This is a genomic window from Marinicellulosiphila megalodicopiae, from assembly GCF_045862395.1.
Taxonomy (GTDB): Bacteria; Pseudomonadota; Gammaproteobacteria; order Pseudomonadales; family Natronospirillaceae; genus Marinicellulosiphila; species Marinicellulosiphila megalodicopiae.
Map to the genome: position 1 here is coordinate 2,110,677 of NZ_AP023087.1, position 26,277 is coordinate 2,136,953.

At 36.9% G+C, this 26,277-nt stretch carries 22 protein-coding genes; 19 read left to right on the plus strand and 3 right to left on the minus strand.

The window, feature by feature from the left end; all coding sequences use genetic code 11:
* The first annotated feature begins 76 nt into the window (after window positions 1-76).
* The gene (locus TYM08_RS08945) at window positions 77-1,729 is read left to right on the plus strand and encodes an AMP-binding protein (RefSeq protein ID WP_422382630.1); all 1,653 of its coding nucleotides are present in this window, start codon (window positions 77-79) and stop codon (window positions 1,727-1,729) included.
* Window positions 1,730-2,521: 792 nt separating this feature from the next.
* On the opposite strand, the gene xthA is transcribed toward TYM08_RS08945, so the two are convergent.
* Entirely contained in the window at window positions 2,522-3,352 is an 831-nt protein-coding gene (xthA, locus tag TYM08_RS08950; RefSeq protein ID WP_422382631.1) for an exodeoxyribonuclease III, read from the minus strand.
* Window positions 3,353-3,462: 110 nt separating this feature from the next.
* On the opposite strand from xthA, the gene TYM08_RS08955 reads away from it, so the two are divergent.
* The 7 genes from TYM08_RS08955 to TYM08_RS08985 all read left to right on the plus strand — a co-directional run bounded on the left by TYM08_RS08955 (window position 3,463) and on the right by TYM08_RS08985 (window position 10,916).
* The gene (locus tag TYM08_RS08955) at window positions 3,463-6,393 is read left to right on the plus strand and encodes an insulinase family protein (protein WP_422382632.1); all 2,931 of its coding nucleotides are present in this window, start codon (window positions 3,463-3,465) and stop codon (window positions 6,391-6,393) included.
* Window positions 6,394-6,708 carry a YbjQ family protein gene (locus TYM08_RS08960; RefSeq protein ID WP_422382633.1) on the plus strand — a complete coding sequence of 105 codons (315 nt, stop codon included), beginning with the start codon at window positions 6,394-6,396 and terminating at the stop codon, window positions 6,706-6,708.
* Window positions 6,708-7,628, plus strand: a complete 921-nt coding sequence (locus TYM08_RS08965) for a 5'-nucleotidase (RefSeq protein WP_422382634.1) — start codon at window positions 6,708-6,710, stop codon at window positions 7,626-7,628. The genes TYM08_RS08960 and TYM08_RS08965 overlap by 1 nt, the downstream gene beginning before the upstream one ends.
* The gene (locus tag TYM08_RS08970; protein ID WP_422382635.1) at window positions 7,621-8,343 is read left to right on the plus strand and encodes a L,D-transpeptidase family protein; all 723 of its coding nucleotides are present in this window, start codon (window positions 7,621-7,623) and stop codon (window positions 8,341-8,343) included. Before TYM08_RS08965 ends, TYM08_RS08970 begins: the two co-directional genes overlap by 8 nt.
* 2 nt (window positions 8,344-8,345) lie before the next feature.
* Complete coding sequence (locus TYM08_RS08975; protein WP_422382636.1) at window positions 8,346-8,567, plus strand: DUF2835 domain-containing protein; 222 nt, start codon at window positions 8,346-8,348, stop codon at window positions 8,565-8,567.
* Window positions 8,568-8,819: 252 nt separating this feature from the next.
* The gene (locus TYM08_RS08980; RefSeq protein WP_422382637.1) at window positions 8,820-9,509 is read left to right on the plus strand and encodes a transposase; all 690 of its coding nucleotides are present in this window, start codon (window positions 8,820-8,822) and stop codon (window positions 9,507-9,509) included.
* Window positions 9,510-9,893: 384 nt separating this feature from the next.
* A complete protein-coding gene (locus TYM08_RS08985) occupies window positions 9,894-10,916 on the plus strand; it encodes a quinone-dependent dihydroorotate dehydrogenase (protein ID WP_422382638.1) in 1,023 nt (340 codons plus the stop codon).
* A 64-nt stretch (window positions 10,917-10,980) separates the two neighbouring features.
* On the opposite strand, the gene TYM08_RS08990 is transcribed toward TYM08_RS08985, so the two are convergent.
* The gene (locus TYM08_RS08990; protein ID WP_422382639.1) at window positions 10,981-12,186 is read right to left on the minus strand and encodes an EAL and HDOD domain-containing protein; all 1,206 of its coding nucleotides are present in this window, start codon (window positions 12,184-12,186) and stop codon (window positions 10,981-10,983) included.
* A 76-nt stretch (window positions 12,187-12,262) separates the two neighbouring features.
* Between TYM08_RS08990 and TYM08_RS08995 the strand changes: the two genes are divergently transcribed.
* From TYM08_RS08995 to pepN, 9 genes are all read left to right on the plus strand, one after another.
* Window positions 12,263-13,198 carry a chemotaxis protein CheV gene (locus TYM08_RS08995; protein ID WP_422382640.1) on the plus strand — a complete coding sequence of 312 codons (936 nt, stop codon included), beginning with the start codon at window positions 12,263-12,265 and terminating at the stop codon, window positions 13,196-13,198.
* A gap of 97 nt (window positions 13,199-13,295) precedes the next feature.
* Entirely contained in the window at window positions 13,296-14,141 is an 846-nt protein-coding gene (locus TYM08_RS09000) for an ion transporter (protein WP_422382641.1), read from the plus strand.
* 118 nt (window positions 14,142-14,259) lie between these two features.
* Window positions 14,260-16,542, plus strand: a complete 2,283-nt coding sequence (gene rlmKL, locus TYM08_RS09005) for a bifunctional 23S rRNA (guanine(2069)-N(7))-methyltransferase RlmK/23S rRNA (guanine(2445)-N(2))-methyltransferase RlmL (protein WP_422382642.1) — start codon at window positions 14,260-14,262, stop codon at window positions 16,540-16,542.
* Window positions 16,543-16,550: 8 nt separating this feature from the next.
* Window positions 16,551-17,435, plus strand: a complete 885-nt coding sequence (locus tag TYM08_RS09010; RefSeq protein ID WP_422382643.1) for an NAD(+) kinase — start codon at window positions 16,551-16,553, stop codon at window positions 17,433-17,435.
* A 192-nt stretch (window positions 17,436-17,627) separates the two neighbouring features.
* On the plus strand, window positions 17,628-18,179 hold the full coding sequence (locus tag TYM08_RS09015) for a sensor histidine kinase (RefSeq protein ID WP_422382644.1): 552 nt from the start codon (window positions 17,628-17,630) through the stop codon (window positions 18,177-18,179).
* Window positions 18,176-18,496: a hypothetical protein gene (locus tag TYM08_RS09020; RefSeq protein ID WP_422382645.1), complete on the plus strand. Its 321-nt coding sequence runs from the start codon at window positions 18,176-18,178 to the stop codon at window positions 18,494-18,496. The genes TYM08_RS09015 and TYM08_RS09020 overlap by 4 nt, the downstream gene beginning before the upstream one ends.
* A 53-nt stretch (window positions 18,497-18,549) precedes the next feature.
* Window positions 18,550-18,786 carry a DUF1315 family protein gene (locus TYM08_RS09025; protein WP_422382646.1) on the plus strand — a complete coding sequence of 79 codons (237 nt, stop codon included), beginning with the start codon at window positions 18,550-18,552 and terminating at the stop codon, window positions 18,784-18,786.
* A 38-nt stretch (window positions 18,787-18,824) separates the two neighbouring features.
* Window positions 18,825-19,679 carry a DUF2797 domain-containing protein gene (locus TYM08_RS09030; protein ID WP_422382647.1) on the plus strand — a complete coding sequence of 285 codons (855 nt, stop codon included), beginning with the start codon at window positions 18,825-18,827 and terminating at the stop codon, window positions 19,677-19,679.
* 66 nt (window positions 19,680-19,745) lie between these two features.
* The gene (gene pepN, locus TYM08_RS09035) at window positions 19,746-22,382 is read left to right on the plus strand and encodes an aminopeptidase N (protein ID WP_422382648.1); all 2,637 of its coding nucleotides are present in this window, start codon (window positions 19,746-19,748) and stop codon (window positions 22,380-22,382) included.
* 16 nt (window positions 22,383-22,398) lie between these two features.
* Here pepN and TYM08_RS09040 read toward each other — a convergent pair whose 3' ends face one another.
* A complete protein-coding gene (locus tag TYM08_RS09040; protein WP_422382649.1) occupies window positions 22,399-23,208 on the minus strand; it encodes a heparan-alpha-glucosaminide N-acetyltransferase in 810 nt (269 codons plus the stop codon).
* A gap of 152 nt (window positions 23,209-23,360) precedes the next feature.
* Between TYM08_RS09040 and TYM08_RS09045 the strand changes: the two genes are divergently transcribed.
* Both TYM08_RS09045 and ltrA read left to right on the plus strand, forming a co-directional pair.
* Window positions 23,361-24,026 (plus strand): DsbA family oxidoreductase, encoded by a 666-nt coding sequence (locus tag TYM08_RS09045; RefSeq protein ID WP_422382650.1) that lies wholly within the window; start codon window positions 23,361-23,363, stop codon window positions 24,024-24,026.
* A gap of 599 nt (window positions 24,027-24,625) precedes the next feature.
* The gene (gene ltrA / locus TYM08_RS09050) at window positions 24,626-25,966 is read left to right on the plus strand and encodes a group II intron reverse transcriptase/maturase (RefSeq protein WP_422379593.1); all 1,341 of its coding nucleotides are present in this window, start codon (window positions 24,626-24,628) and stop codon (window positions 25,964-25,966) included.
* Window positions 25,967-26,277: the final 311 nt, after the last annotated feature.

The following is a 26,277-nucleotide window of genomic DNA, read 5'->3' on the forward strand; positions in this document are numbered from 1 at the left end:
TTTTCGAAAAGTGAATGAAAAAATGGTTGTAATTAGTGTATCTTACGCCGCTAAAATTGAAATGAGGAATGAAATAATGAGCCAAACGTATTTTTTAAAAGAATACCCAGCAGGGATGAAGGCCACAATTGACCCGGAAAGTTACCAATCGGTTGTGCAGTTGTTCGATCAAAGTGTTAAAAAGTTTGCGTTAAATTCTCACAGTACCTGTATGGGACAAACATTAACCTATGAGCAATTGGATGAAAAAAGTGCTGCATTTGCCTCATATTTACAACATCACACTGATTTAAAGCCAGGCGATCGCATTGCGATTCAATTGCCAAATTTGCTTCAGTTTCCTGTTGTGGCCTTCGGTGCATTACGTGCTGGATTGGTTTTAGTGAATACCAATCCCCTTTACACCGCTCGTGAATTGGAATATCAATTTAAAGATTCTGGCGCTAAGGCTTTAGTTGTTTATGAAGGTATGGCCCAAACCGCATTATCTATCATCGATAAAACGGATATTGAACATGTGATTGTGACTAAAATTGCGGACTTTCACAGCCCAGCAAAACGTATATTGATTAACTCAATTGTTAAATATGTGAAAAAAATGGTGCCGAAGTATGATTCAACAGGCGTTCACTTTTTAAATCATGTGCTTGAGTTAGGTAGGCAAAAAGCGTATCAAAAGGTTGAGCGAAGCCCAGATGATTTGATACTTTTGCAATATACCGGCGGTACAACTGGTGTTGCAAAAGGAGCGATGTTAACGAATCGAAATATGATCGCTAATATGTTGCAGTCTGATGAGTTTTTTAAAGTTGAATTAGAAAACGAAAAAGAAGTAATAATTGCTCCTCTACCTTTGTACCATTGTTATGCATTTACAGTGAATTGTTTATTAATTACACAAACGGGCAATCACAACGTGTTGATTCCAAACCCTAGAGATATTAACGGGTATATTAAAACACTTCGAAATACTAAATTTACTGCAATGACAGGTTTGAATACGTTATTTATCGCAATGATGCGACATCCAGATTTTAAAAAAATCGATTTCAATAATTTACATTTCACTCTAAGTGGTGGTATGGCATTGATGCATGAAACCGCGATTAAATGGCAACAAATGACGGGTTGTCCAATTTATGAAGGGTATGGAATGACTGAAACATCACCTGTTGTATCTTTTAATCCTCCAGGATTTCATCGTTTAGGTACTATTGGTATCCCTGCACCGAGTACTGAAGTGAAAGTGATTGACGATGATAATAATCCACTAGAAGCGGATCAAGTAGGAGAGTTATGTATTCGTGGTCCACAAGTTATGAAAGGTTATTGGAATAAACCTGATGAAACTGAAAAAGTACTCAGTATTAATGGTTGGTTAAAAAGTGGTGATATGGCCAAAATCAGTGAAGATGGTTACATCACTATTGTAGATCGTAAAAAAGATATGATCATTGTGTCTGGATTTAATGTGTATCCAAATGAAGTTGAAGACATTGTTACCCAATATGATGGTGTGGTTGAATGTGCTGCAATTGGTGTATTTAACGAAGACACTGGTGAAGCTGTAAAAGTGTTTATTGTGGCAACCAAACCTGTTAATGAAGCGCAATTAATAGCATTTTGTCGCGAAAGATTAACTGCCTATAAAGTACCAAGACTATTTGAGTTTAGGGATGAACTGCCTAAAACTCCAGTGGGAAAAGTTTTGAGAAGAGCACTTAGATGACGTTTGGCTGACTTAATAAGAGATTACAATTATGGCTATCTGAAAAGATGGCCATTTTTTTTGTCTTGGATTTTAGTTAATACTATCAGACTAGCCCTAAATCGATTACCTGAATAACCAGGGGTCGGATCCATAATCAATAGAATGCTTGTAAAGTGGTAAAAATTGTATAAGGGGTGTATATAAAGGGGTCGGATCCAAATCCGATATCTCACTATCAAGTTTAGGATCCGACCCCAAATTAAAAACTTGAGCTCTTATATTTCGTACCATTTCATCTCTTATTGAATTCCTAATATAATGGTTCAGAAGAAAAGCATCGATAAATATAAACGCTATGCTTCCACTAATAAGTAGTAAAACTATGCCAAGAATTAAGGTTGACCAGCGTAGTTGTAGGCATTGAAGCTAGTAAACAATATTGTAATGATCGCAATTATCATCCCTAAGAACACCACAGCACTAAATAGCAGTTTTAAAGTTAATAATGACAGTAGTATTTTCTTTTTTAAAAGTGTTTTCCTTTTTGGTTAGATGATTGTTTTAAGTGTTATGGGGTAGAGCGTTTCTAAACATCAATTCGGGGGTCGGATCCAGTTTTTCTAATTAATTATAAATGCAGGGTATGTAAAAATGGATCTGACCCCAATCTCAAAAATGTACTGATTTGGAACGGACATTTAGCCGAGGGTCAGATCCAAAAAATTAACGAATCAAAGAACGAGATAACAATAAAATGGATCCGACCCCAGGATCCAGATCATCTGAATTCCAGCTGGTTAAATAATTGGTTTATTTATCAAAATCAAAAGAAGCCCAAATTGGCGCATGATCTGATGGTTTATCCATGCCTCTAATATCGTAATCAATGCCTACGTCTGTTAAATAAGGCACTAACGATTCACTGATTAGCACGCCATCAATACGTAAACCACGCTTGGGCGTATCTTCAAATCCTTTAGATCGATAATCAAACCACGAAAATTCGGAATTATCACCAGGACGTTTAATGCGGTAGCTGTCTTGAAAGCCCCAATCTAATAATCGTTTGAACCATTCACGTTCAATGGGCTGGAAACTGCATTTGCCAGTTTTTAACCAGCGTTTTGCATTGACTGGCCCAATGCCAATATCGCAATCTTCTGGGGAGATATTAAAATCGCCTAATACCACTATGTGTGATTGTTTATCTTGCTTGTCTAACCAATCCATTAAATCTTCGTAGAATTTTTGTTTAGCTGGAAACTTCGTTTCGTGTTTTAAACTGTCACCCTGTGGGAAATACCCGTTAACTACGGTTAATAATTCACCATTAGGTAGTGTGTGCTGTGTCATTAAAAATCTACGTTGAGACTCTTCATCATCGTGTTCATACCCGTGCTGGCTATGGAAAATCTCTGTTTTAGATAAAGTAGCCACGCCGTGATAGCCTTTTTGGCCGTGGGTTTTTACGTCTTTAAATCCACAATTTAATACGTCTTCAGTAGGGAATTGACTGTCGTGCACTTTAATTTCTTGCAAGCATAAAATGTCGTTGGTTTGTTCACCTGTTTTATCGCCTAGGGCGGTTAATTGGTGCAATCGAGCGCGAATGCCGTTGCAGTTAAATGAGACAATTTTCATAAATAAACCATTTTGAGACCATAAAAGTACGAAGATTTTAGCATGGCAATTGCAATTCTACTATCAGCCCCTATATTAGGAGGCTTGACACCTTTTTATAGAGACAATGTATGAGTCACCCCGCATTTAAATTATTGCAAACAAGCCCAATCGAATCGTTAAATCTGACATTAGAACATTACGAACATATCAACACTGGGGCTCATCATTATCATTTAGCCTGTGACAACCCAGAAAACGTATTTTTGGTGGGTCTTAAAACCGTACCGACCGACTCAAAAGGCGTGGCGCATATTTTGGAACACACGGCATTGTGTGGATCTAAAAAATATCCCGTTCGTGACCCGTTTTTTATGATGATTCGTCGCTCATTAAATACCTTCATGAATGCGTTTACCTCAAGTGATTGGACGGCGTATCCGTTTGCATCTGAGAATAAAAAAGATTTTAATAATTTAATGGATGTGTATTTAGACGCTGTTTTCTTTTCGCGTTTAGATGAATTGGATTTTATGCAAGAAGGCCACAGAGTCGAGTTCAGTGAAGAGGGCAACCCTGAGTCTGATCTAGAATTTAAAGGCATTGTATTTAACGAAATGAAAGGCGCCATGAGCTCACCCGTTAGCCAATTATGGCAAACATTAACTAAGTATATATTTCCAACGTCGACGTATCATTTCAACTCTGGGGGTGAACCTTCAGACATCGTTGATTTGACTTACCAAGAGTTAAAAGACTTTTACAAAGTGCATTATCATCCAACCAATGCCATTTTCATGACTTTTGGTGATATTGACGCCCAAACGCATCAAGCTAAATTTGAAGAACAAGCTTTGAAGCACTTTGAACGTAACCCAATCGCGATTGATGTATCGTTAGAAAAACGCTATCCAAGCCCAATTCGTGTTCAAGAAAGCTATCCATGTGAAGACGAAGACTTAAGTGATAAAACGCACATGGTAATGAGCTGGTTGTTGGGGGAGTCCGACAATACATTCAAGCAGTTAGAGGCCCATTTATTAGCTGACGTATTGTTAGACAATTCAGCGTCACCGCTTCGTAAAGCATTAGAAGAAACCAAACTAGCGCAATCGCCATCTAACCTTTGTGGATTAGAAGATTCAAATCGTGAAATGTTATTTGCCTGTGGTATTGAAGGCACTAATAGTGAACACGTTACTGAATTTGAAAACCTTGTGTTAGACGAATTAAAAGCCGTCGTTGAAAATGGCGTAGATATTGAAAAAGTAGAGGCGGTTTTACATCAATTAGAATTGTCTCAACGTGAAGTAAGTGGTGACGGTTACCCTTATGGATTGCAAATCATTCAGTCTTCTTTGAGTGTGGCGGTTCATGGGGGCGATGTGTTAAATCATTTAGATATTGATGACGCGTTAAAACAATTACGAATCAATATCCAAGATCCTAAATACATACCGTCATTAATCACTTCGTTGTTAATTGATAACCCACATCGTGTGACGTTAACGTTGATTCCTGACGCTAATATGTCTGATCAAAAACAAGCATTAGAAAAAGCCCAGTTACAAAAAATTCAAGATGCTTTGACTGATGCTGACAAACAGAACATCATTAAAAAAACAGCCGAGTTAAAAGATCGTCAAGAACAAGAAGACGACATGGGCTGTTTGCCAAAAGTAGGCTTAGAAGATGTGAGCGCCGATATTAAATTGTCTCCTGAATTTATCAAAGAAGGTGGGTTAATTCGTTATAACCAGCCAACTAACGGTTTGATTTACGTTCAAAAAGTCTTTCCAATCAGTGGCTTAAGCATTGATCAATTAGAAAATATGCCATTAATGTGTGCGTTGATTACTGAATTAGGCGCGGGTGAATTTGATTACCTGTCTATGCAAGAAAAAGAATCGGCTGTTACCGGTGGCGTGCATTGTTTTACTCAGTATAAATGCGACTTACACGATGAAAGTAAGATTCAAGGGTATTTGTTCTTTACAGGTAAGGCTTTAAACGAGAATCAAAAAGCATTAGTGGATGTAATGCAGTTGTTTATCAATACGCCTTGTTTTACAGAATACGATCGAGTGAAAGAACTGATGGCGCAAATTGTGTCGCGTAAGGTTCAATCTATTGTGTCATCTGGTCATTCGTTAGCAATGAGTCATTGTGCGTCGTACTACACACCTATGGCACGCTTGAGTAATCATTTAGGCGGATTAGAAAGTGTTCAACGTGTTAAAAAATTAGAAAGTGACATTAAAAAAGACGAATCGGCGCTTATTGCATTGTGTGAAACCTTAGCGTCTTTGCATCGTCATATTTGTGTTGAGATATCTAGTGAACTTAAAACACAAGGTTGGGTTCAAGTAGGCGAAGCTGAAAAACTAGATAGCCAAATTGCCGATCTAAAATCTGTGTCTAACTTCAGTGAAAAAGGCGACGTGTCTTTAGCCTCTAATATTGATATTCAATTAGAAAAAGAACCTAAAGACATCGCTTGGGTCACTAACTCACAAGTTGCGTTTTGTGCCATGGCATTTAAAACGGTTTTAGGCGATCACGAAGACGCGCCAGCGCTAACGGTGCTTTCAAGTGTGTTACGTAATGGTTTCTTACATAGAGCCATTCGTGAACAAGGTGGTGCTTATGGTGGGGGTGCTTCACAAGACTCAGCAAAAGCAGTATTTGAATTTTATAGTTACCGAGATCCGCGTTTAGCGCAAACCTATGAAGACTTTGCTAATAGTATTACTTGGGTGTTAGAACATGACATTCAATTTGATGCGATCGAAGAAGCCATTTTGTCTGTTGTCAGTTCATTAGACAAACCTAACTCACCAGCAGGTGGCGCTAAGCAAGATTATCAAAATACGTTATTTGGTCGCGATGACGAATACCGTCAACGTTTTCGTCAACGCTTATTAAACGTGTCGATTGCGGATATTAAACGCGTGGCTAAAACCTACTTAAGCGGTGATGTAAAAGTCATTAAGTCCTGTGTGATTGGTCATGCACATTTAGAAGAAGCGAAATCTATGCAATTTGAAATTGAGGAAGTGTAAATGATCTATTCAACTACCGAACAACTAGCAGGCAAAACCATTGAAACTACCTTAGGCGTTGTGTCTGGATCGGTGGTTCAGTCAAAGCATTTAGGGCGTGACATTATGGCGGGTCTTAAAACGTTGATTGGTGGTGAATTGGTCGGCATGACTGAAATGCTAAATGAAGCTCGTGAAAAAGCCGTTCAACGAATGTTGGCTCAAGCTAAGCATTTAAATGCCGATGCTGTGGTTTCGGTAAGATTCACAACCAGTACCATTATGCCCGGTTCGTCTGAAATCTTGGCATTTGGTACTGCGGTTAAATTTAGCTAATGGCGTTTGATATTGAACAAAAATTAGTAGTGGGGGTGGCATCAAGCGCATTGTTTGATTTAACCGCGCCTCATGATATTTTTGTGAATCAAGGTCCTAAAGCCTACAAACAACACCAAAAAGACAATATCAATGAAGTCTTACAGCCAGGTGTTGCGTTCAGTTTTATTCAGCGATTATTAAAAATCAATCAACATTTCAGTGAGCAAATGCCCGTTGAAGTGGTGTTGTTATCTAGAAACTCCCCCGCTACGGGAGAGCGAGTATTTCGCTCAATTTCACATTACGGTTTAGATATTTCACGAGCAGCATTCATAGAAGGGCAATCGCCATTTAAATATTTACCGACATTTAATGTAGCGCTGTTTTTATCGGCCCATCAACAAGATGTGCAAAATGCCATAGATGCTGGATTTGCCGCAGGTTTAGTATTAAGCGGGCAGGGGCAAGACGATGAATCTGAAGAATTACGCATCGCTTTTGATTTTGACGGCGTCATTGCCGATGACGAAGCAGAAAGCGTATTCAAAAAAGGCGATTTAGAATCGTTTATACAACATGAGTCGTCTCGTTCACACATTCCTCATAACCCTGGACCATTAGCTGACTTCTTTAAAAAAATCGCCTTAATTCAAAAACTTGAAGACGCCAAACAAGAAAACGACAGAAGCTATCAACGTATATTAAGAACCTCAATTGTCACCGCAAGAAATGCCCCCGCACATGAACGAATGATTACAACCCTAGAGAACTGGGGCGTCAGTCCAAACGAAACCTTCTTTTTAGGCGGCATGAACAAAAACCGAGTGTTACAAACCTTAAAACCGCATATTTTCTTCGATGACCAGCTTACCCATTTACAAGCAAATGAAGCCGAAATACCCATGGTGCATATTCCATTTGGTATCGCGAATGCATAATAAATATGTTTGGTTGATGTGTTTGATTATAGGGTTGTCAGGATTGATAGTTGTAAAATATGGGATGGCCAAAATGACATCAGAACGATCGATTAAAGCGTTTGAGCAAAATGCACCCGCTTTAAAAGAGCAATTACAAGCTAAAAACTTGGAATTTGGTGCTCCGATATTCATCAGAATATTTAAGTCAGAATCGATTTTAGAATTATGGATTGAAAACAAACAAGGCAAATTTGAATTATTCAAACACTATCCGATTTGTAAATTTTCCGGCAAGTTAGGTCCTAAACTTAAAGAAGGCGACAGACAAAGCCCTGAAGGGTTTTATTTCGTTAAACCCAATCAACTCAACCCTAATAGCCGTTTTCACTTGTCATTTAATATCGGTTTTCCAAATGCCTATGATCGGTTCCACCAAAGAACGGGCAGTGCGTTAATGGTACACGGAAACTGCGTATCAATTGGCTGTTACGCAATGGGCGATGACGCAATAGAAGAAATTTACACATTAATTACCGCAGCCTTTGAAAACAAACAACCCTTTTTTAGAATTCATATTTTTCCTTTTTACATGGATGCGACTAATATGAATCAGTATAAAAATAACAACTGGTATGATTTTTGGTTAAATTTAAAACAAGGGTACGATGCCTTTGAAAACAACCATCAAGTGCCTAACGTTGAAGTTAAAAATGGACAATATATTTTCGAGTGATTATGAATAACCAACTTACCTTTAATATAAATATCCCCTATGAGGATTTTGAAGCCGTATACCGAGGCGCTGCAAAAAGCGTTTTGGCCAATTCTGAACAAGGCAAATCCGTGCGCTTTCCTGCAGACATATTAAGGCCGTTTTTAACCCGTGATGGCATAGTTGGCCGTTTTTGTGTGCAATTTGACGCAAATCATAAGTTTTCTGGTATTAAACGTATGTGAGCTTTTTTGACAATCTATGCTACTTTCGATCAAAAAATTAGAAAGGGGTCGGATCCAATATTTAAAAAACTTACCTTTAAAAGCTACTATCTTAACCTAGGGTCGGATCCAAAAAATTTCCATTCCAGTCTATCCTTTCATTATTGGCCTAGCTAAATAACAATATTAAGTGGCAATAAATTTCCTAAAAGGATCTGACCCCCTCATAGAAATGGACTACTCTGAATATATTACTAATATTTGGAGCGCATTATGCCTCGAGCACCAAGAGTCAATTTACCCGATATTGCACAACACGTTGTTCAACGTGGCAACAATAAACAAGCCTGTTTTTTTTCAGAAGAGGACTATGTTTTATACCTTTCTAAAGCAAAAGAGTATGCCCTAAAATTTGAAGTGGATATTCATTCTTATGTTTTGATGACTAATCATGTGCATTTTTTATTAACCCCGAGAAAAAACAATGGCGTGAGTTTGTTTATGCAGGCATTGGGGCGATTTTACGTGCAATATATAAACAGAACGTATGAGCGAACAGGAACATTGTGGGAAGGACGTTATCGATCAACGATTGTGGGTACGGATGCTTATTTTCTACAAGTAAGCCGCTATATTGAAATGAATCCTGTGCGAGCAAAAATGGTCTTAAAGGCCTCAGATTACAAATGGTCAAGTTATCAGCATAATGCGTTAGACAAAAATATTGAGTTAATAACGCCTCATGCATGTTATATGGCATTGGGCAAAACCGATGAAGAGCGAAAGTTTTGTTATTGCCAGTTTGTAAATAAAGCAATACCTGAAAAGCTACTCACTCAAATACGCGATTCCACTAAAAAATCATGGGCTTTAGGTGATAAAGATTTTATTTTCAAAATTGAAGAAAAACTAAATCGAAGGCTTTCAGCGGTGCATGATTACCAGCAAGCTCATAATCATTAGTATACCTCGAATATTTATACCGTTATCTATTTTGAGGCTATTGTTTTGAAGGTGACTCTGTTAGCTTGATAAAAGTGAACGATTAAGCGTGTGAGAACAGTCCGTTAAATGTGGAATGTTTATCAAGTGCCTAATCAAGAATGAGTAAATTTAAGCTCTCAATGAAACTAGCCTGGGGTCGGATCCAGAAATTAAGCGAACCTTAATTTACAAGACTAATAGTTAGATAATGACAATTTGGATCCGACCCTAGGCTAAAATCAAAACAATACAAACAACTAAAAAAGGATCTGACCCCAGGCTAAATTTCAATTGCTTAAACGATCACTTACGAATTTGGCATAATTTTGCTATGATGCGCGCGATTTTAATTAGGGGCTAAATATGTACGATCTTCTTCGCAATGCAATGTTTTTACTTTCTCCAGAAACTTCTCATGAACTTGGTTTAGATGCATTGGGTGCAATGAATCGTTTACATATGTCTGGGCTTTTGGCCGCTAAAAATGTAGATGAGCCTAAAGAATTTTTAGGCATGAATCTAAAAAATGCAGTCGGCATAGCAGCCGGCCTTGATAAAAACGGCGATTATATCGACGCGTTAGATGCATTAGGTTTTGGTTTTGTAGAAGTAGGGACGGTGACGCCACTTGCTCAAGCTGGAAACGATAAGCCTCGTTTATTTCGTTTACCTGAAAAACAAGCCATTATTAATCGTATGGGCTTTAACAATAAAGGCATCGATCATTTAGTCGCTCAAGTTAAAAAACGTAAATCTAATGGTATTGTCGGTATTAACATCGGTAAAAATAAAAACACACCCGCAGAAGAGGCGGTAAACGATTATTTAATTTGTTTAGAAAAAGCTTACGAAGTAGCCGATTACATTACAGTGAATTTGTCTTCGCCTAATACGCCAGGTCTTCGTGATTTACAGTTTGGTGAACCTTTAAATAGACTATTAGGCCAGTTAAAAGAAAAACAAACACAATTAAATAATCAAACTGGTTTATATCGTCCTATCTTGGTAAAAGTGGCGCCAGATATGGAGCCTAGTGATATTGAGCAAGTAGGTGCGTCGTTTGTTAAATATGGCATCGATGGTGCCATTACAACCAATACAACGATCAAACGAGATGCTGTGCAAGGTTTGAAGCATTGTGATGAAATGGGCGGTTTAAGTGGTGAAATATTATTAGAAGACTCTACAACGGCACTTCGATTATTTAAAGAAGTGGTAGGGGACAATCTGCCAATTATTGGTGTGGGTGGTATTACTAAAGGTGAAGATGCTGCGCTTAAAATTAATAATGGCGCCGATGTGGTTCAGGTTTATAGTGGATTTATTTACAAAGGCCCGAAACTGATTTCAGATTGTGTTGAAGCGATTAAACGTAATAAATTGTAAAAACTGTTCATAGAGTATTATGAGATGTTCACTTTTTTTGTAAAAGTGAACAAATTTTCAAATATCATTCAAACGATTGTTTTGCTTTTAAATACGCTTTTTCATATAGATCTGGCAAAACGTCTTCTTTTCCAAAACTATTTTTAAACCACTGCCAATTCAATTTATCCCATTGCCCTTCAACATAGGTCAGACAAAAAATCATAAGTTGTCCCAAATCCCCTGATTTTTTTAAAATTGCATCTTTGATATGTGTTTCAAACGGCATTTTTTCTAAAATCGCTTCAAATGGTAAATCCATAATAGATTCTAAATGTACGCATATTCCGATAGTAAATGCTTCGTTTGGGTCAATTTTGTCACATTTTTTGGCTATTTCTTTCATTAATAGTGCACATAATAATGATTGAAAATGAAACATATCAGGGCGTTGATCAAATTTGGCGAAACTTAATAATTGCACCCAATTTCTTAGCTCTGCAAGTCCAATAATAATGCACGCCTGTTGAATGCTATTTACGTTGGATTGCCTTTTGAATAATGAGCTATTAACTAGCTTTAATAAACCTACACATAGCTGTGGATCTTGGCTAATTAATACGCTGATTTGATCCAGTGAAATATCCACTTTGTGTATTTGGGCCATCAGTTTTAGTAAAGACGATTGATTTTGAGTCATTTTTTGACCCTTAATCAATTGTGGTTTGCTAAAGAAAAAACCTTGAAATAATGAGAATCCCAACTGTAAACACAAATCAAACATTTCTTGATTTTCAACTTTTTCTGCTAGTAATTTACATTTATAAGGATTTAATTTAGAAACTAAATTGATTAATTCACTGTTATTTAGCCCTAAAACTTCCACTTTAATGATGTCCATTAACGGTAAAAGTTTTTCATATTTGCTATGCCCTTGGTAATCATCAAGGGCAAGTTTGTAGCCTGATTTTTTTAAAACGTTAACTTGATCTATCAATGCGTCATCTACAGACACTGTTTCAAGAATTTCAATCACAATATTGTCCGTCATTTCTAACGGAGGAGGGCTAAAAAGAAGGTCTTTGGGGAAATTTATAAATATTAATTCATTGTTTTCTGGCAAAACATATTCACTAAATGCATTGATCAGTACATTTGCAGTTGCATGATTGTCGTCAATTAATTCGGACAGGTCACTTATTTGGTTGCCAGATCGATACAACAGTTCATGGGCAACTGTCTGTTGTTTTCGATCTAAAATTGATTGTTTTGCAAAAAGAATTTGATCCATGGTTGGCTTACTTCAATCATTGTCTACACTAACAATATAGTTGCTTTGAACCATTTGTTTTGAGAATGAGGAAAAAATGTCAAATATTTTACAAAACGTAGATAGTCGCACGAACTTAGTTGGGCAAAACCGCCTTGAATTACTGATGTTTCGACTACTTTCGAATCAGACTTACGCAATAAATGTGTTTAAAGTACAAGAAGTGCTGACATTGCCTAAATTAACGACTATGCCTGGTTCAAGTCCAGTAGTTATCGGAGTGATTTATTTAAGAGGTCGGCCCATACCTGTGCTTGATTTAAGTATTGCCATTGGTGGGCGGCCACAAAAGGTGGATGTGACTTCTAATATTATCGTGACGGAATATAATTCTACCGTTCAGGCATTTTTAGTTACTGGTATTCGACGTATTGTGAATTTAAATTGGGAGGAAATTCTTCCGGTCCCATCCGGATCTGGAGGATTGCATTACCTAACTGCTGTTTCTCGTTATGAAGATGAAATTATTGAAATTATAGATGTTGAAAAAGTACTCGCAGAGGTTCAGCCATTTAAAATGGAAATTAGCGCTGGGATTTTAGATGAGACAATTAAGTTAGAGCTACAGAATAAAGAAGTGTTAATTATTGATGATTCCGCCACAGCTAGAACACAAGTTCAAACCATAATGAAAGCATTAGGCTTGAAAGTACATGTTGCTACAAACGGGTTAGAAGGACTAAGAATGCTTCAAGCTTGGCTTGATGAAGGAGTTAATATTTATGAAAAATTACTTCTAGTTGTAACCGATGCGGAAATGCCAACAATGGATGGATATCGCTTGACCACTGAAATACGTCAAGATTCTAGGATGAGTAAGTTATTTGTGGCTTTGCATACATCTTTAAGTGGAAACTTTAATGAAGCGATGGTGAAAAAAGTTGGCTGTGATGCGTTTTTAAGTAAGTTTGAACCTGACGCATTGGCAACACTGGTTCAAAATCGTTTGAAAAACTTGAAAGTTGATGGGTGAAAAGTGTAAAAATATCTCATTTTCAATTTGAATGGACAGAGTTATAGTCAGATAATTACCTTCATGATAATGTTGCACATTTTCATATGGTAAATTCATGACAACTCTGGCCAAAATTCAATCATCTTTTCAACGAGTTGAAAAAAGTCGCTTTTTTCAACTCGGTATTATCTTTGTTATTCTGCTTAGTGCTTTATCTGTTGGCGCGAACACCCATGATATTAATTGGCCGAAAATTACTGTCGGCTACAGCTTGCTCGATCTTTTTGATCATCTCATTACTCTATTTTTTGTCATTGAAATTATTATTCGTTTCTTGGCAAATAAACATAAATTGCACTTTTTTAAATCAGGTTGGAATATTTTCGATTTGTTGATTGTCATTGGCAGTTTAATTCCTGATGACGGTAGTGCAGTGTTATTGGCTCGTTTATTACGTGTTTTTCGTGTATTACGTTTAGTTTCTATGGTGCCTGAATTACGTTTGTTAGTGAATGCATTATTAAAAGCCATTCCAAGAATGGGTTATATTGCACTTTTAATGTTTGTTATTTTTTACATTTACGCTGCAGCAGGCAGTTTAATGTTTGAGCATGTTAATCCAGTGCTTTGGGGGGATGTCTCCATTTCATTGTTAACCTTGTTTCGCGTGGCAACATTTGAAGATTGGACAGATGTGATGTATGAAACCATGGCGTTTTATCCTATTAGTTGGATGTTTTACCTATCATTTATTTTCCTTTCAACTTTTATTTTCTTAAATATGATGGTCGGAACCGTTTTAGATGTTATGAATCTAGAGCATGAAAAGGCGCGAGCGACTTCCCATGGTGAATCATTAGAAGAAGCAGAGCCTTCTAGTCGTGCCCAAGTGGATCATCTAGAAAGTGAAATAGAAGAATTAAAACAAATGATTTTGGAATTGAGCACGAAACAAAAATAGAAAAAAATAGCAGATCAAATCAACTATTAATCGCTCTTAACTCCGTGTTTTTCGAAGTATTTATATGAGCGATCTGCTATAGTTCGCGCCTTTTTAAATTTAACCAAATAGACCTTCCATGACTGAAATCGAAAATTCCCCTGAAACTGTTTACGAATTATTTGTTACCTGCCCAAAAGGCTTAGAGCATTTAGTTGACTTAGAGCTTGAAAGCTTTGGTTGTCAGACTCGTAAAATTCAATTTGCAGGGGTTGCTGTTGAAGCCACTTTAGATCAAATGTATCACATTTGCCTGTATTCTCGTGTGGCTAACCGAGTGTTATTAAAGCTTAATCAAGGCAAAGTATTATCTAAAGACTACCTGTATGAGTTAGTTAAAAGTATTGATTGGCAACAGCATATGCGCACAACCAGTACCTTTAAAATAACATTTAATGGTCAAGTGCAGGGCATTAATAACAGTTTGTACGGTATGCAGTTAATTAAAGATGCAGTGTGTGATTATTTTCGCGATCTATATGGTGTGCGTCCAAACGTAGCTAAAAGCCAGCCCGATCTGCATATTAATGTTCATGTGCATAAAGATTTAGCAAACGTCTATTTGGATTTGTCAGGAGATAGTTTACATCGTCGCGGATACAAAAAAGACAGCGGTAAAGCACCGTTAAAAGAAAACTTAGCGGCCTCTTTATTATTAAAAGCAAAATGGCCAGAGCTTGCTAAAAAAGGCGCGGCTTTAATTGATCCTACATGTGGTTCAGGAACGTTTTTAACTGAAGCTATTTTGATGGCAACGGATACTGCACCTGGTTTGTATCGTACCTATTGGGGGTTTGAACGTTGGTTACAACATGATCCTGTCTTATGGAATAACCAATTAATAGATGCGCGTAAACGTCGCTCAATTGGTGAAAAAACAACCTGTAAGTTCTATGGTTTTGACAGTGATGGCGGTGCAATTAGCTACACAGAACGCAACATCGCTAGTCTTAATTTGAATGTAAATGTGACGTTAAATCAACAACCATTAGCAAAATTAGTGCGTACAGACGATATGCCAGATGTTGGTTTGTTAATTGCCAATCCACCGTATGGTGAACGTATGAGTGATAAAGCGCATTTAACCAATTTGTATCAATTTATTGGTCAAAGTATTCATCAGCATTTCAACGATTATAACAGTGCTATTTTAACCAATGACGCGCAGTTAGGTTTTGCATTGAATATGCGTTTAGGTCATAAATTCCAATGTTTAAATGGTAAATTAGAGTGTGTATTTTTACAGTTTCAACCAGATAGCTTTAAAGCTGATCGCGTTATTGGTTACAATAAAACAGAATCCGATTCACCTGTCGTTGAAAAAGCGATTGAATCAAGTCCGGTTATGACCGCAAGTTATGATGATGAAGTGACAACAAGCGTAGAAACGACTGCGGTACCAAAAGTGGAGAGTTTTGAGCCAACGGGTCCTGTTGTTGATTTTGTTAACCGAGTGAAAAAGAATCAAAAACGCTTGAAAAGCTGGATTAAGAAAAACAATCTTGAAGCGTATCGTTTGTATGATGCGGATTTACCAGAATACAGTGTGGCCATTGATATTTATCAAAACAAAGCATTAGTACAAGAATACCGCGCTCCAAAAACCATCGATGAGCAAAAAGCCCATTCCCGCATGATGGATATTATTCAAGTTTTGCCGTCTACATTGGGTTTTGCACCTGAACATATTTACTACAAAGAGCGTGAGCGTCAACGTGGTAAAAGCCAATACGAAAAACAACAAGATTCACAAGCGTGTTTTCATGTAAACGAATACCAAGCGAAATTGGAAGTGAATTTAAGTGATTACTTAGATTCAGGTTTATTCTTGGATCATCGCCCAATTCGTAAGTGGGTGTTTGAAAACTCGCAAGGTAAGTCATTCTTAAACTTATTTTGTTACACCGCAAGTGTCAGTGTGCATGCCGCGTTAGGTGGTGCAACACGTACAACCAGTGTGGATTTGTCCAACACTTACACAAAATGGGGGCAACGTAATATTGCTCAAAACGGTTTGTCTGATTTTCAACATCGTTGCGTGGCAAGTGACTGTTTTGAGTTTTTAAAAGAAGATGAGAAATTCTACGATTTGATATTCATGGATCCACCGACATTCAGTAACTCTAAAAAGTTAAAAGATGTGATGGACATCCAGCGAGATCATTCAGATTTAATTGACTTATCTATGAGGCGATTGAATGATGGCGGTACGTTAATTTTTTCTAATAATTTCAAAAAATTTAAATTAGATGATCAATTATCCCAAATGTATGACGTGAAAGAAATTACAAAACAAACCATCGATTTGGATTTTGCGCGTCATAATAATATTCACAGATGTTGGATGATTAAGGCGAAATAAGGTTGAAAATGAGTCAATTTAAACATGTTGGAATCATTGGTCGATTACAGAGTAATCAAGTATTAGGTACGATTCATCGATTACTTTCTTTGCTGAGTGATCAGCAAGTAGAGGTCAAAGTGGATCAACGGCTAAAAGCGCATTTGCGAGATAAAGATGTGGATTTTACTTCCGTTCAATCCTTAGGTAAGTGGTCTGATTTAATTATTTGTGTTGGTGGAGATGGTACACTTTTAGGTGTCGCTCGAGAAATGCTAGGGTTTAATGTTCCTGTTCTTGGAATTAACCGAGGTCGGTTAGGGTTTTTGACTGATGTGATGCCTGAAGCCATGCAAAGACAAGTCGTTGACGTTTTAAATGGCAAATACATCATGGAAGAGCGGTTCTTATTAACCGCTCAATTGGTTCGTGATGGTAAAGTGATACAAACGTATCCGGCGCTTAATGATGTGGTTTTGCACCCTGGTCAATCCATTCGAATGATTGAATTTGAATTATATATTGATCAGAAATTTGTATATTCTCAGCGTTCAGATGGTTTAATTGTGTCAACTCCAACGGGTTCAACTGCTTATGCGCTCTCAGCTGGAGGGCCGATGATGCACCCAAGTATGCAAGGAATCGTATTGGTTCCAATGTTTCCTCATTCTTTAACTTATCGACCATTAGTGGTCAGTGCAAACAGTGAAATCAGAATTGTACCAAGTGAAGAAAATCCGTTGCCGCCTCAAATAAGTTGTGATGCACACAATCATTTAGTCACACAACCAGGTGATGAAGTCATTATTAAAAAGCTGGAACAGACTTTGCATTTGCTTCATCCTGTCGAGCATAATTATTATGATATTTGTCGCCAAAAACTGGGCTGGGGTAGCCGGTTAGGAGAAGACTAAAATCTTTTAATTGTTGTAAAAAATTGTTAAAAATTGATATTAATCGACATATTAAAAATTCTAAGTAATTATTTTTTGCTATGTTTAAAAGGGAAGGTTTAAAACACTTCAGTTTGGGGAAGTGTTTTAGTTTTACGATTAATACCCTCATGCATTGATTAACAAGGTAGGTTAATTTTGTACGAAAACCAGATGCAATTACGATTAGAAAGTGACCGAGCCGAGCAGTCTCTAAATGATACTGTTGAGTCTGTCATCAAACAATTTCGTAATGAATACGATTCTAAAAATGTTGAGTTGATTTACCTTAAAGGCGAAAATGTGCCTGCATGGATAAACATTAATTCAAGTATATTAGCGTCATGTTTAAAGTCTTTAGTGGGAAATGCGTTACAGCATACTGTTAAAGGTGAAGTGTTAATTTTGATTCATTTGGATCAAGGTACTACGCAAGAATCCAAAATTCGAATTAATGTTTCTGATACAGGCGAGGGCATAGAGTCAAATAAATTAAGGCACATAGAAAATATGATGCTTAATCCCAATCCACCAGTTAAAAAGAAAGTGCTAGCTAAATGTACAAAAGAAGCAAGGCATCTTGGTGGGCATATTGGCATTCGTAGTACAATAAATCGTGGAACTACAATCTGGTTTGATGTACCTATTCGTATGAGTGAGTCTATGATGGCCGCAGAAAAGCTGCGATTTTTGATCAAGGTGTTGTTTTTGCAAGCCATAGTATGAATCAAACTGCTTTATTAAGGTATATTTCACCGATTTGTAAAAAGAGTAAAATTGCAAGAACACAACATGATATTTCTATTATGAATAATCAAGGACCAATTGATTTATTAGTGATTCAAGGAAAAGTGCCCGATCTAAGCAATTTGAAAGTTAAAAAAATAGTCTATGTTGGAGATATTGAGCCCAAATCGACAGACGAATTTGTATTGCCAAACGGGACGCAATTTATGAGTAAACCTGTATTACCTAGTGACTTTGAACACATCAGTCAATCCAGTGAAAATGATCAAGATTTTGAAATGGCGCAAACTATCTAGCTCAATTGGTGCGCAGTTGTTATTATTGGCGCTTTTACCATTTTGAGTGTGATATGAGCTTTACTGACGTTGCGAAAAATCTTGATTTACCTACCTATAAAAAATTAAAAACCGCTATTGAACTTGGCAAATGGCCAACTGGAATTGCATTAACCCAAGAGCAAAAAGCGATTTGCCTTGAGGCAACGTTGACTTATGAAGCGGCAAATATGCCACCAGAATCTCGAACGGGTTATATGGATTCAGCCTGTAAAAGCAAGTCGAATGATGATTTAATCATTAAACAATAATCAAACTATATCCAAACTCTAACCAAATAAGAATTATTATGAATGATTTATTCGATACTGCGAATTTTCAAAATAGCTATAGTGGAGTGGTTGAAAAAATGCTCAATCGCCAGCAAAACCCTATTCAATATCAATTTGTAATTGGGCAATCTAATATTCCATTAAACGCATTAATTGGCAAAGAAATTCGACTCAGCCATCAAGGTGTGATTCGGTGTTTACATTGCAAAAAACAAATCAATAAAAGCTATGGTCAAGGATATTGTTATGATCATTTTATGCAATTAGCCTCTAATGATTCGTGTATGATGAGTCCTGAAAAATGTCATTTTGAGCAAGGCACTTGTCGCGATAATCGATTTGCTGAAAGTGTGTGTAATCAAGGGCATTACGTGTATTTAGCCAATACATCCGAGGTGAAAGTGGGGATCACACGTAGCTCTCAAATTCCTACGAGGTGGATGGATCAAGGTGCTAAGCAAGCAATGGTCATTGCTCGAGTAAGTACAAGACATTTAGCCGGTTGTGTTGAGGTAATATTTAAACAATTTATTGCAGATAAAACCAACTGGCGAAATATGTTAAAAGGCGATGCACAGTTAATGGATTTAAACGCTATTCGTGATGAGTGTCTTTTCAAATCGAGAGAGCAAGTACAAAGCTTACAAGAAAAATACGGGTTGGTTGCCATACAAATGTTTGAGCATGGAGAGGTTGTCGAGTTTAATTTTCCAGTCAATCAATATCCTGAAAAGATCACAAGTTTAAACTTAGACAAAAATCCAGAAATTCAAGGTTGTTTAAAAGGTATAAAAGGCCAGTATTTAATTTTTGATACTGGTGTCATTAATATTCGTAAATATTCCGGTTATGAATTAACAATAGAATATTAACATGTTGATTTACGATCAGGATCAAATCACACATCAAATTAATAATGAGCATAGCAAGGGAAAATCATGAGTGAACTTAATACTATTTATTTAAAAGATTACACAGCACCATCTTTTTTGATTGAAAAAACGACATTAACGTTTGAAATTTTTCCAGAATATACGTTAGTTCGCTCTCATATTCTATTTTCACAAAATCCATTGCGAACAGATCTTCCTACACAATTGGATCTTTTTGGAGTCGATTTAGAGATTGTCAGTTTAAGCATCGACTCTATCGAATTATCTGATAAACACTACACTTGGGTTGACGAAGTGTTGTGTATTAAAAATGTGCCTACGAACTTCTTATTTGAGGCGGTAACTAAAATATACCCTGATAAAAATACATCGCTGGAGGGGTTGTACCTTTCTAATGGAATGTATTGCACGCAATGTGAAGCAGAGGGGTTTCGTAAAATCACATTTTATCCAGATCGACCAGATGTCATGAGTGAATTCGAAACGCGTATTGAGGCGGATTTAAACGATTATCCTACATTACTTTCTAATGGAAACTTATTGGATTCTGGTGAGCTTGAAAATAATCGTCATTTTGCAGTTTGGCAAGATCCTTTTAAAAAACCCTGTTATTTATTTGCATTAGTTGCTGGTGATTTAGATGTGAAAGAAGATGTTTTCACAACAGTTGAAGGAAAAAAAGTAGAATTAAAAATTTTTGTTGAATCGCACAATATGCATAAAACAGAGTTTGCTATGCAATCTTTGATTCGTTCTATGAAATGGGATGAAGAGCGTTTTGGCCGTGTTTATGATTTAGATTTATTTATGATTGTTGCTGTCGATCATTTCAATATGGGGGCCATGGAAAATAAAGGCTTGAATATTTTTAATTCAGCATTGGTTTTAGCGGATGAAGCAACCACAACCGATGCTGGATTTGAGCGAATTGAAAGTGTGATAGGGCATGAGTATTTTCATAATTGGTCGGGTAATCGTGTCACTTGCCGTGATTGGTTCCAATTAAGTTTGAAAGAAGGTTTTACTGTATTTCGTGATTCTGAATTTACAGCCGATTTACATGATCGAGCAGTGAAGCGTATTGACGATGTGAAATTGCTCAAAACCATGCAATTTGCAGAAGATGCTGGCCCAATGGCGCATCCAATTCGTCCATCTTCTTATGTTGAGATTAATAACTTTTATACATTAACAGTCTATGAAAAAGGCGCAGAAGTAGTACGAATGCTGCATACCTTATTAGGTGAAACTACTTTTAGAAAAGGAAGTGATTTATATTTTGATCGTTTTGACGGGCAGGCAGTAACCACAGAAGATTTTGTGGTCTGTATGCAGGAAGTCAGTGGGTTGAATTTAGATCAATTTCAGCGTTGGTATAATCAAGCGGGCACACCAATTGTTGAGGTGTTTGAGCACTTTGACCAGGCAAGTGGTAAATACACACTTAAATTCAAGCAATCTTGTCCACCATCTATTAATCAACCAGAAAAACTTGCGTTTCATATCCCAATAAAAATGGCGTTAATGAATAAGGCAGATCAGACGCATTTGGATTTAACTGCTATTGATGAATTTGATATGGACACACAGGTTTATCATTTAACTCAAGATGAACAGATGATCACTTTTGAAAACCTAACTAGCAAACCGGTTGCTAGTTTGTTACGTGATTTCTCAGCACCAGTGAAGTTAGTTTTTGATCGTCCAAAAGTAGAATTCGCGTATTTGCTAGCTAATGACGATAACAGCTTTAATCAATTTGAAGCAGGCCAATCTTTAATGCAGTCGCATTTATTAGAACAATATTCAATACTTGCAAAAGGTGGTGAGTATCAAATGGACAGTGATTTGATTGATGCTATGCAGTCTGTGTTAGCTCATGATGAATTAAGCGATGCTAAAAAAGCAGCCATTTTAACTTTGCCGAACTTTAGCTACTTGTCTGACCAGATCGATCAAGTGGATGTGGATGTTTTATTAAACTTGCTAAAACAATGCAAAACTCAAATTGCAAAAGCGTTAGAGCAACAATGGTTGGATAACTTCAATGCATTAAATGATTCTGTTGAATACGCGTTTGTAGCCAGTCAGGTAGGTAAGCGCAGCTTTAAAGCGTTGTGTTTAAGCTATCTAAGTTATTTGGGGCAATATTCAGGCTTGATTACAAGTTTGTATGAGAGTGCTTCAAATATGACGGACCGTTCACTTGCTTTAAATTTGATTGCTAATAGTAATAATAAAAATCAAAAACAAGCTATTAATGCTGGATTTTATGAAAAATGGAAGCAAGATACTCAGATGGTTGAGCAGTGGTTGTCGATTCAATCACGTGGCGAAAGCACCTCAATTGCTGACATTAAAGCATTGATGCAACATGAATCATTTGATATCAAAACACCGAATAAAGTACGCAGTGTGATTGGATCGTTTGCAATGGGAAACCCATTACATTTTCATGCAAAAGATGGGTCGGGCTATGAGTTTTTAGCGGATCAAATCTTAGTATTAAATGAATTAAATCCACAGATTGCCAGTCGATTATGCGCAGCTTTGACTCACTTTAAACGCTACGATGAAAACCGTAAGCTTAAGATGATTGATCAATTACACAGAATTGATCAATGTAAAAGTTTAAGCAAGGACGTAAAAGAAATCGTGACACGTTCTTTGCAAACGGTATAACTTTTAGGAGTATTTCTTAGAATAAGCTATTAATTAATTGCATAGCAGTGGATTGGTTACCATTAACCATCCACTCAATGCCAAGTGCAATCGGTGCAAGGGCAATTGCGTGAATAAAGTACATTGGAAGAGCGTGTCGCCCCATTATAGCTAATATCTTAAATATCGCGATGTTAGGTAAACTTGGTAGTTTATAAGGCAAACTTCCAATAAAAATACCGATTAAAACCAATCCAAACCATGGCACAAAATACGATATATCAAATGTGTATTTTGGTAAGTTTAAATAGGGTTGTAAAAAGTTAAAAAGGAATTGAAAGCTGAAATAATATTGAAGATTACTAATATTATAAGTTGAAATTAAATACTCGCTAATGGTAGAAAATATTTGCCCTGTCACAAAAAAATGACCAGTAATAATGAGTATTCCCATAACTAATGAGATTTTAGGAATAAACGAAAAAAGCACGCCGACAAAAGTAGACACAAACAAAAACTGCAAAATACCAAAATATATCCAATTGTTTGGTACAAACATATAAGATGCAACGCTAATAAATAACGCGCAAATCCCTAAAAGCCCCGTTCGCTTTAAAAAACTAGGCCAGCGATAACCGCGTTTAGCTTGCAAGGCTAAACCAATGCCTGCACATCCCAAAAACAACGTCATCACTAATAAGCGTAAAAGAAAAACCTTTGGATCGTCGTATCTAAAAGACCAATCAAATAAACGGCTTAAATAATACCAAAAATGAAAAACAGCCATAAAAACGATGGCACTGCCGCGTGCGACGTCTAAATTTAATGATCGATGATATTGACTCATTTTCAAACCCAAAAAATCATCATCATTCCAGTTGTTAAAAAATAAATCAATAGTTTGAACGATGTTTTAAAAGGGGATGATTTTCAGTTGCCGTTGAAAAAGTTGATTACGATGCAATATAGAGGGTTCTTAATTATTTGATTGGCCGAAGTGTGACAAATAAAACAGTTCAACTGGATATTGTATCTGACGTGATGTGTCCATGGTGTATCGTGGGATATAAGCAATTATTACCTGCATTGGCGAAATTTAAAGATGTGAATTTTGAAATTAATTGGCAACCCTTTGAGCTCAATCCAAATATGCCAAATGAAGGGCAAGATTTGAGAGAGCACTTACATGAGAAGTACGGATCAACTGATGAACAGAGTATCGAAAATCGTAAAAGACTAACAAAAATAGGCGATGACCTAGGATTTGAATTTAACTTTACTGAAGAATCCACAATTTATAATACGTTTTTAGCTCATCAATTATTACATCACGCAAAAAAAATTGGGAATGAACAAAATAAACCTGAACTCCAAACTAAAGTAAAATTAGCTTTATTCTCAGCATATTTTACAGAAGGTAAAAATGTCAGTGATATGAATGTTTTGATTGAAGTTGCATTGGCTTGTGGGATAGAAGAAGAATCAGTGAAAGATGTATTGTCGCATCAAATTCATAAAGATGAAGTACGAGAGATTCAAAAAAAATGGCAGCAAAATGGCATTAGTGCAGTGCCTGCTGTAGTAGTAAATATGCAATATTTATTATCTGGCGCTCAGCCAACCGAAGCATATATTGATGTTATAAATAAAGTTATCAGCGAATAAATAACCCGGGGGTCAGATCCTTTTTTGATCAAACCGGAATTAAAAATAGCCAGGGGTCGGATCGTACGCCGTTACCGGCAATATATCTAGCAGGTTAAAGTCCTGTCCTAGGAATTACTCATTCACCTAGGTAGCACTGAAAAGCAGTGTTCAAGTAATTGGATGCTGTAAGTTTTTCAAAGGCGAAACCGCAGACCGCAACGCAAGTGAATCTGTTTAGCCTCGTTAACTAAATAAGGACGCTGACTCTCTGATTTGAAGGGGAAAGCTGTCATCTTTCAATCAAAAATATGATTTCTAATCTGTCTTTTTTAGACAGTCACAAACATGTTTAATGAGCATGAACGAAAGAGTCCTTCGGGGTTATAAGAGTGGTATGTGGTGGAAGATACATTGTGCAGGACGGGAGATCCAATAAGGTGATTTTTGCAGAATCAACGGTCATTTATAAGCGAAGAGCGAAATGATGACGGGCTTTATTGGAAGTCAGAGGGGCTAATAGTACCGTTTGAGGGTGAGCGACAACATAACGACACCCAAGGGAAGTGGCTCTACTTTATTCATGTAACCAAAGAGGAAAAGGCTCAGATGATTGCATTATGCTATTAACATCTTCCAGTTTGAAAAAACGAGTCGGTGACCTTCAGAGGAAACTATTTCAAAAAGCCAAACAACAATCCACATTTTGCTTTTATTCAATCTATGACAAGGTTTATCGTTTGGATGTCCTGCAATATGCTTACGAACTTGTTAAGAAAAACAATGGCAAACCTGGTTTAGATCGGGTGACATTTGAAACAATAGAACGAGAAATATCAAAGTGGCGTTACTTAAATATTTTACAATCTAAGCTTAAATTTAATTCCTATCAATCCAGTCCAATTAAACGTGTCGACATACCGAAAGGTAATGGCGAAACTCGTCCGTTGGGTATCCCGAATATTGAAGATCGAATCATCCAAATGGCTGTTAAAATTGTCATTGAACCAATTTTTGAATCGGGCTTCAGTAATAACAGTTACGGATTTCGTCCTAATCGATCGGCTCATCAAGCCATGAACAGTATTACTCAATCGTTAAGATCGGGACATACACAAGTGATTGATGCTGACCTGTCGAAATACTTTGATACCATCGCGCACGTTAAGCTCATGAAGTTAGTATCGCTGAGAGTTTCTGATAAGAAAGTATTAGCGTTATTAAATCAATGGTTAAAGTCGGTGGTGATCAAAGTAGAAAAGAGCGGAAAACAAACGGTTATTGCAGGTGGTAAGAAAAGTAAATTAGGCACACCTCAAGGTGGTGTTATCTCGCCATTATTGGCCAATATCTATCTGGATGTATTGGATAGAATATGGGACAAACACAATTTAGCATTTAAATTAAAAGCGAAAATAGTCCGATACGCTGACGATTTAGTGATTCTTTGTAAAAATGAAACAGATGCATCATATAAAGTGTTAACACAAGTTTTGGGTAAATTAGATTTACAACTTAATGGAGACAAAACTGAAGTGGTAGATTCGCTAAAAGAGAAGTTTAATTTTCTAGGTTTTGAAATTTCAATGGCAAAAAGCAAACAATCAGGAAAAGTATTCCCGATGGTTGAGCCGTCACAGAAATCGATGAAAAAAGTAAGTGAGAAGATTAAATTTTACACTCGAAGAGCGATGAATCCAGTACCGATAAATGAAGTGGTTAGACAATTAAATGCAACAGTCAGAGGGTGGTGCAATTATTTTTATTATGGTTACGGTCATCGAAAAATAAAGAAGATCCGATACTATATGGAAGAAAGTCTGCGACACCAACTAAGGTACAGACACAAGGTGAGAAATAGAGGGGCGAGTTATCATAAATTTCCAAGGCAGTATTTGTACGGTTATTTAGGGTTGTATCAGCCACCAGTAAAACCGCGTTGGAAAGTTGTGCATGCTTGAGAAGAAGGATATCGGAAAGCCGTATGCGGGAGAACCGCACGTACGGTTTGATGAGGGGAGGCTGTCATGTTTTTTTAGATGTGGCTGTCTTCTACTCTATCATTTTTGTATTTATGCTTCAAATTAATCGTTTAAGTGTTTTTGGATCCGACCCCTGGCTAAATGAGTTGCTACATAAATTTAGTGTAGCTGTTCCTTTGTGTTGAAATTTATACCGTTATCTTCCAAGGTTTCACTGCTTACTTTTTTTTAAAAACATTCCAATAAAATGTGAGGGGAGTGCAATAAAGTACGGTCTGTATAATACGGGC

Bases quoted from the DNA above. Each gene is read 5' to 3' on its own strand.
- TYM08_RS08945 (WP_422382630.1), top strand. From the start codon at position 77: ATGAGCCAAACGTATTTTTTAAAAGAATACCCAGCAGGGATGAAGGCC.
- xthA (WP_422382631.1), bottom strand. From the start codon at position 3,352: ATGAAAATTGTCTCATTTAACTGCAACGGCATTCGCGCTCGATTGCAC.
- TYM08_RS08955 (WP_422382632.1), top strand. From the start codon at position 3,463: ATGAGTCACCCCGCATTTAAATTATTGCAAACAAGCCCAATCGAATCG.
- TYM08_RS08960 (WP_422382633.1), top strand. From the start codon at position 6,394: ATGATCTATTCAACTACCGAACAACTAGCAGGCAAAACCATTGAAACT.
- TYM08_RS08965 (WP_422382634.1), top strand. From the start codon at position 6,708: ATGGCGTTTGATATTGAACAAAAATTAGTAGTGGGGGTGGCATCAAGC.
- TYM08_RS08970 (WP_422382635.1), top strand. From the start codon at position 7,621: ATGCATAATAAATATGTTTGGTTGATGTGTTTGATTATAGGGTTGTCA.
- TYM08_RS08975 (WP_422382636.1), top strand. From the start codon at position 8,346: ATGAATAACCAACTTACCTTTAATATAAATATCCCCTATGAGGATTTT.
- TYM08_RS08980 (WP_422382637.1), top strand. From the start codon at position 8,820: ATGCCTCGAGCACCAAGAGTCAATTTACCCGATATTGCACAACACGTT.
- TYM08_RS08985 (WP_422382638.1), top strand. From the start codon at position 9,894: ATGTACGATCTTCTTCGCAATGCAATGTTTTTACTTTCTCCAGAAACT.
- TYM08_RS08990 (WP_422382639.1), bottom strand. From the start codon at position 12,186: ATGGATCAAATTCTTTTTGCAAAACAATCAATTTTAGATCGAAAACAA.
- TYM08_RS08995 (WP_422382640.1), top strand. From the start codon at position 12,263: ATGTCAAATATTTTACAAAACGTAGATAGTCGCACGAACTTAGTTGGG.
- TYM08_RS09000 (WP_422382641.1), top strand. From the start codon at position 13,296: ATGACAACTCTGGCCAAAATTCAATCATCTTTTCAACGAGTTGAAAAA.
- rlmKL (WP_422382642.1), top strand. From the start codon at position 14,260: ATGACTGAAATCGAAAATTCCCCTGAAACTGTTTACGAATTATTTGTT.
- TYM08_RS09010 (WP_422382643.1), top strand. From the start codon at position 16,551: ATGAGTCAATTTAAACATGTTGGAATCATTGGTCGATTACAGAGTAAT.
- TYM08_RS09015 (WP_422382644.1), top strand. From the start codon at position 17,628: ATGCAATTACGATTAGAAAGTGACCGAGCCGAGCAGTCTCTAAATGAT.
- TYM08_RS09020 (WP_422382645.1), top strand. From the start codon at position 18,176: ATGAATCAAACTGCTTTATTAAGGTATATTTCACCGATTTGTAAAAAG.
- TYM08_RS09025 (WP_422382646.1), top strand. From the start codon at position 18,550: ATGAGCTTTACTGACGTTGCGAAAAATCTTGATTTACCTACCTATAAA.
- TYM08_RS09030 (WP_422382647.1), top strand. From the start codon at position 18,825: ATGAATGATTTATTCGATACTGCGAATTTTCAAAATAGCTATAGTGGA.
- pepN (WP_422382648.1), top strand. From the start codon at position 19,746: ATGAGTGAACTTAATACTATTTATTTAAAAGATTACACAGCACCATCT.
- TYM08_RS09040 (WP_422382649.1), bottom strand. From the start codon at position 23,208: ATGAGTCAATATCATCGATCATTAAATTTAGACGTCGCACGCGGCAGT.
- ltrA (WP_422379593.1), top strand. From the start codon at position 24,626: ATGCTATTAACATCTTCCAGTTTGAAAAAACGAGTCGGTGACCTTCAG.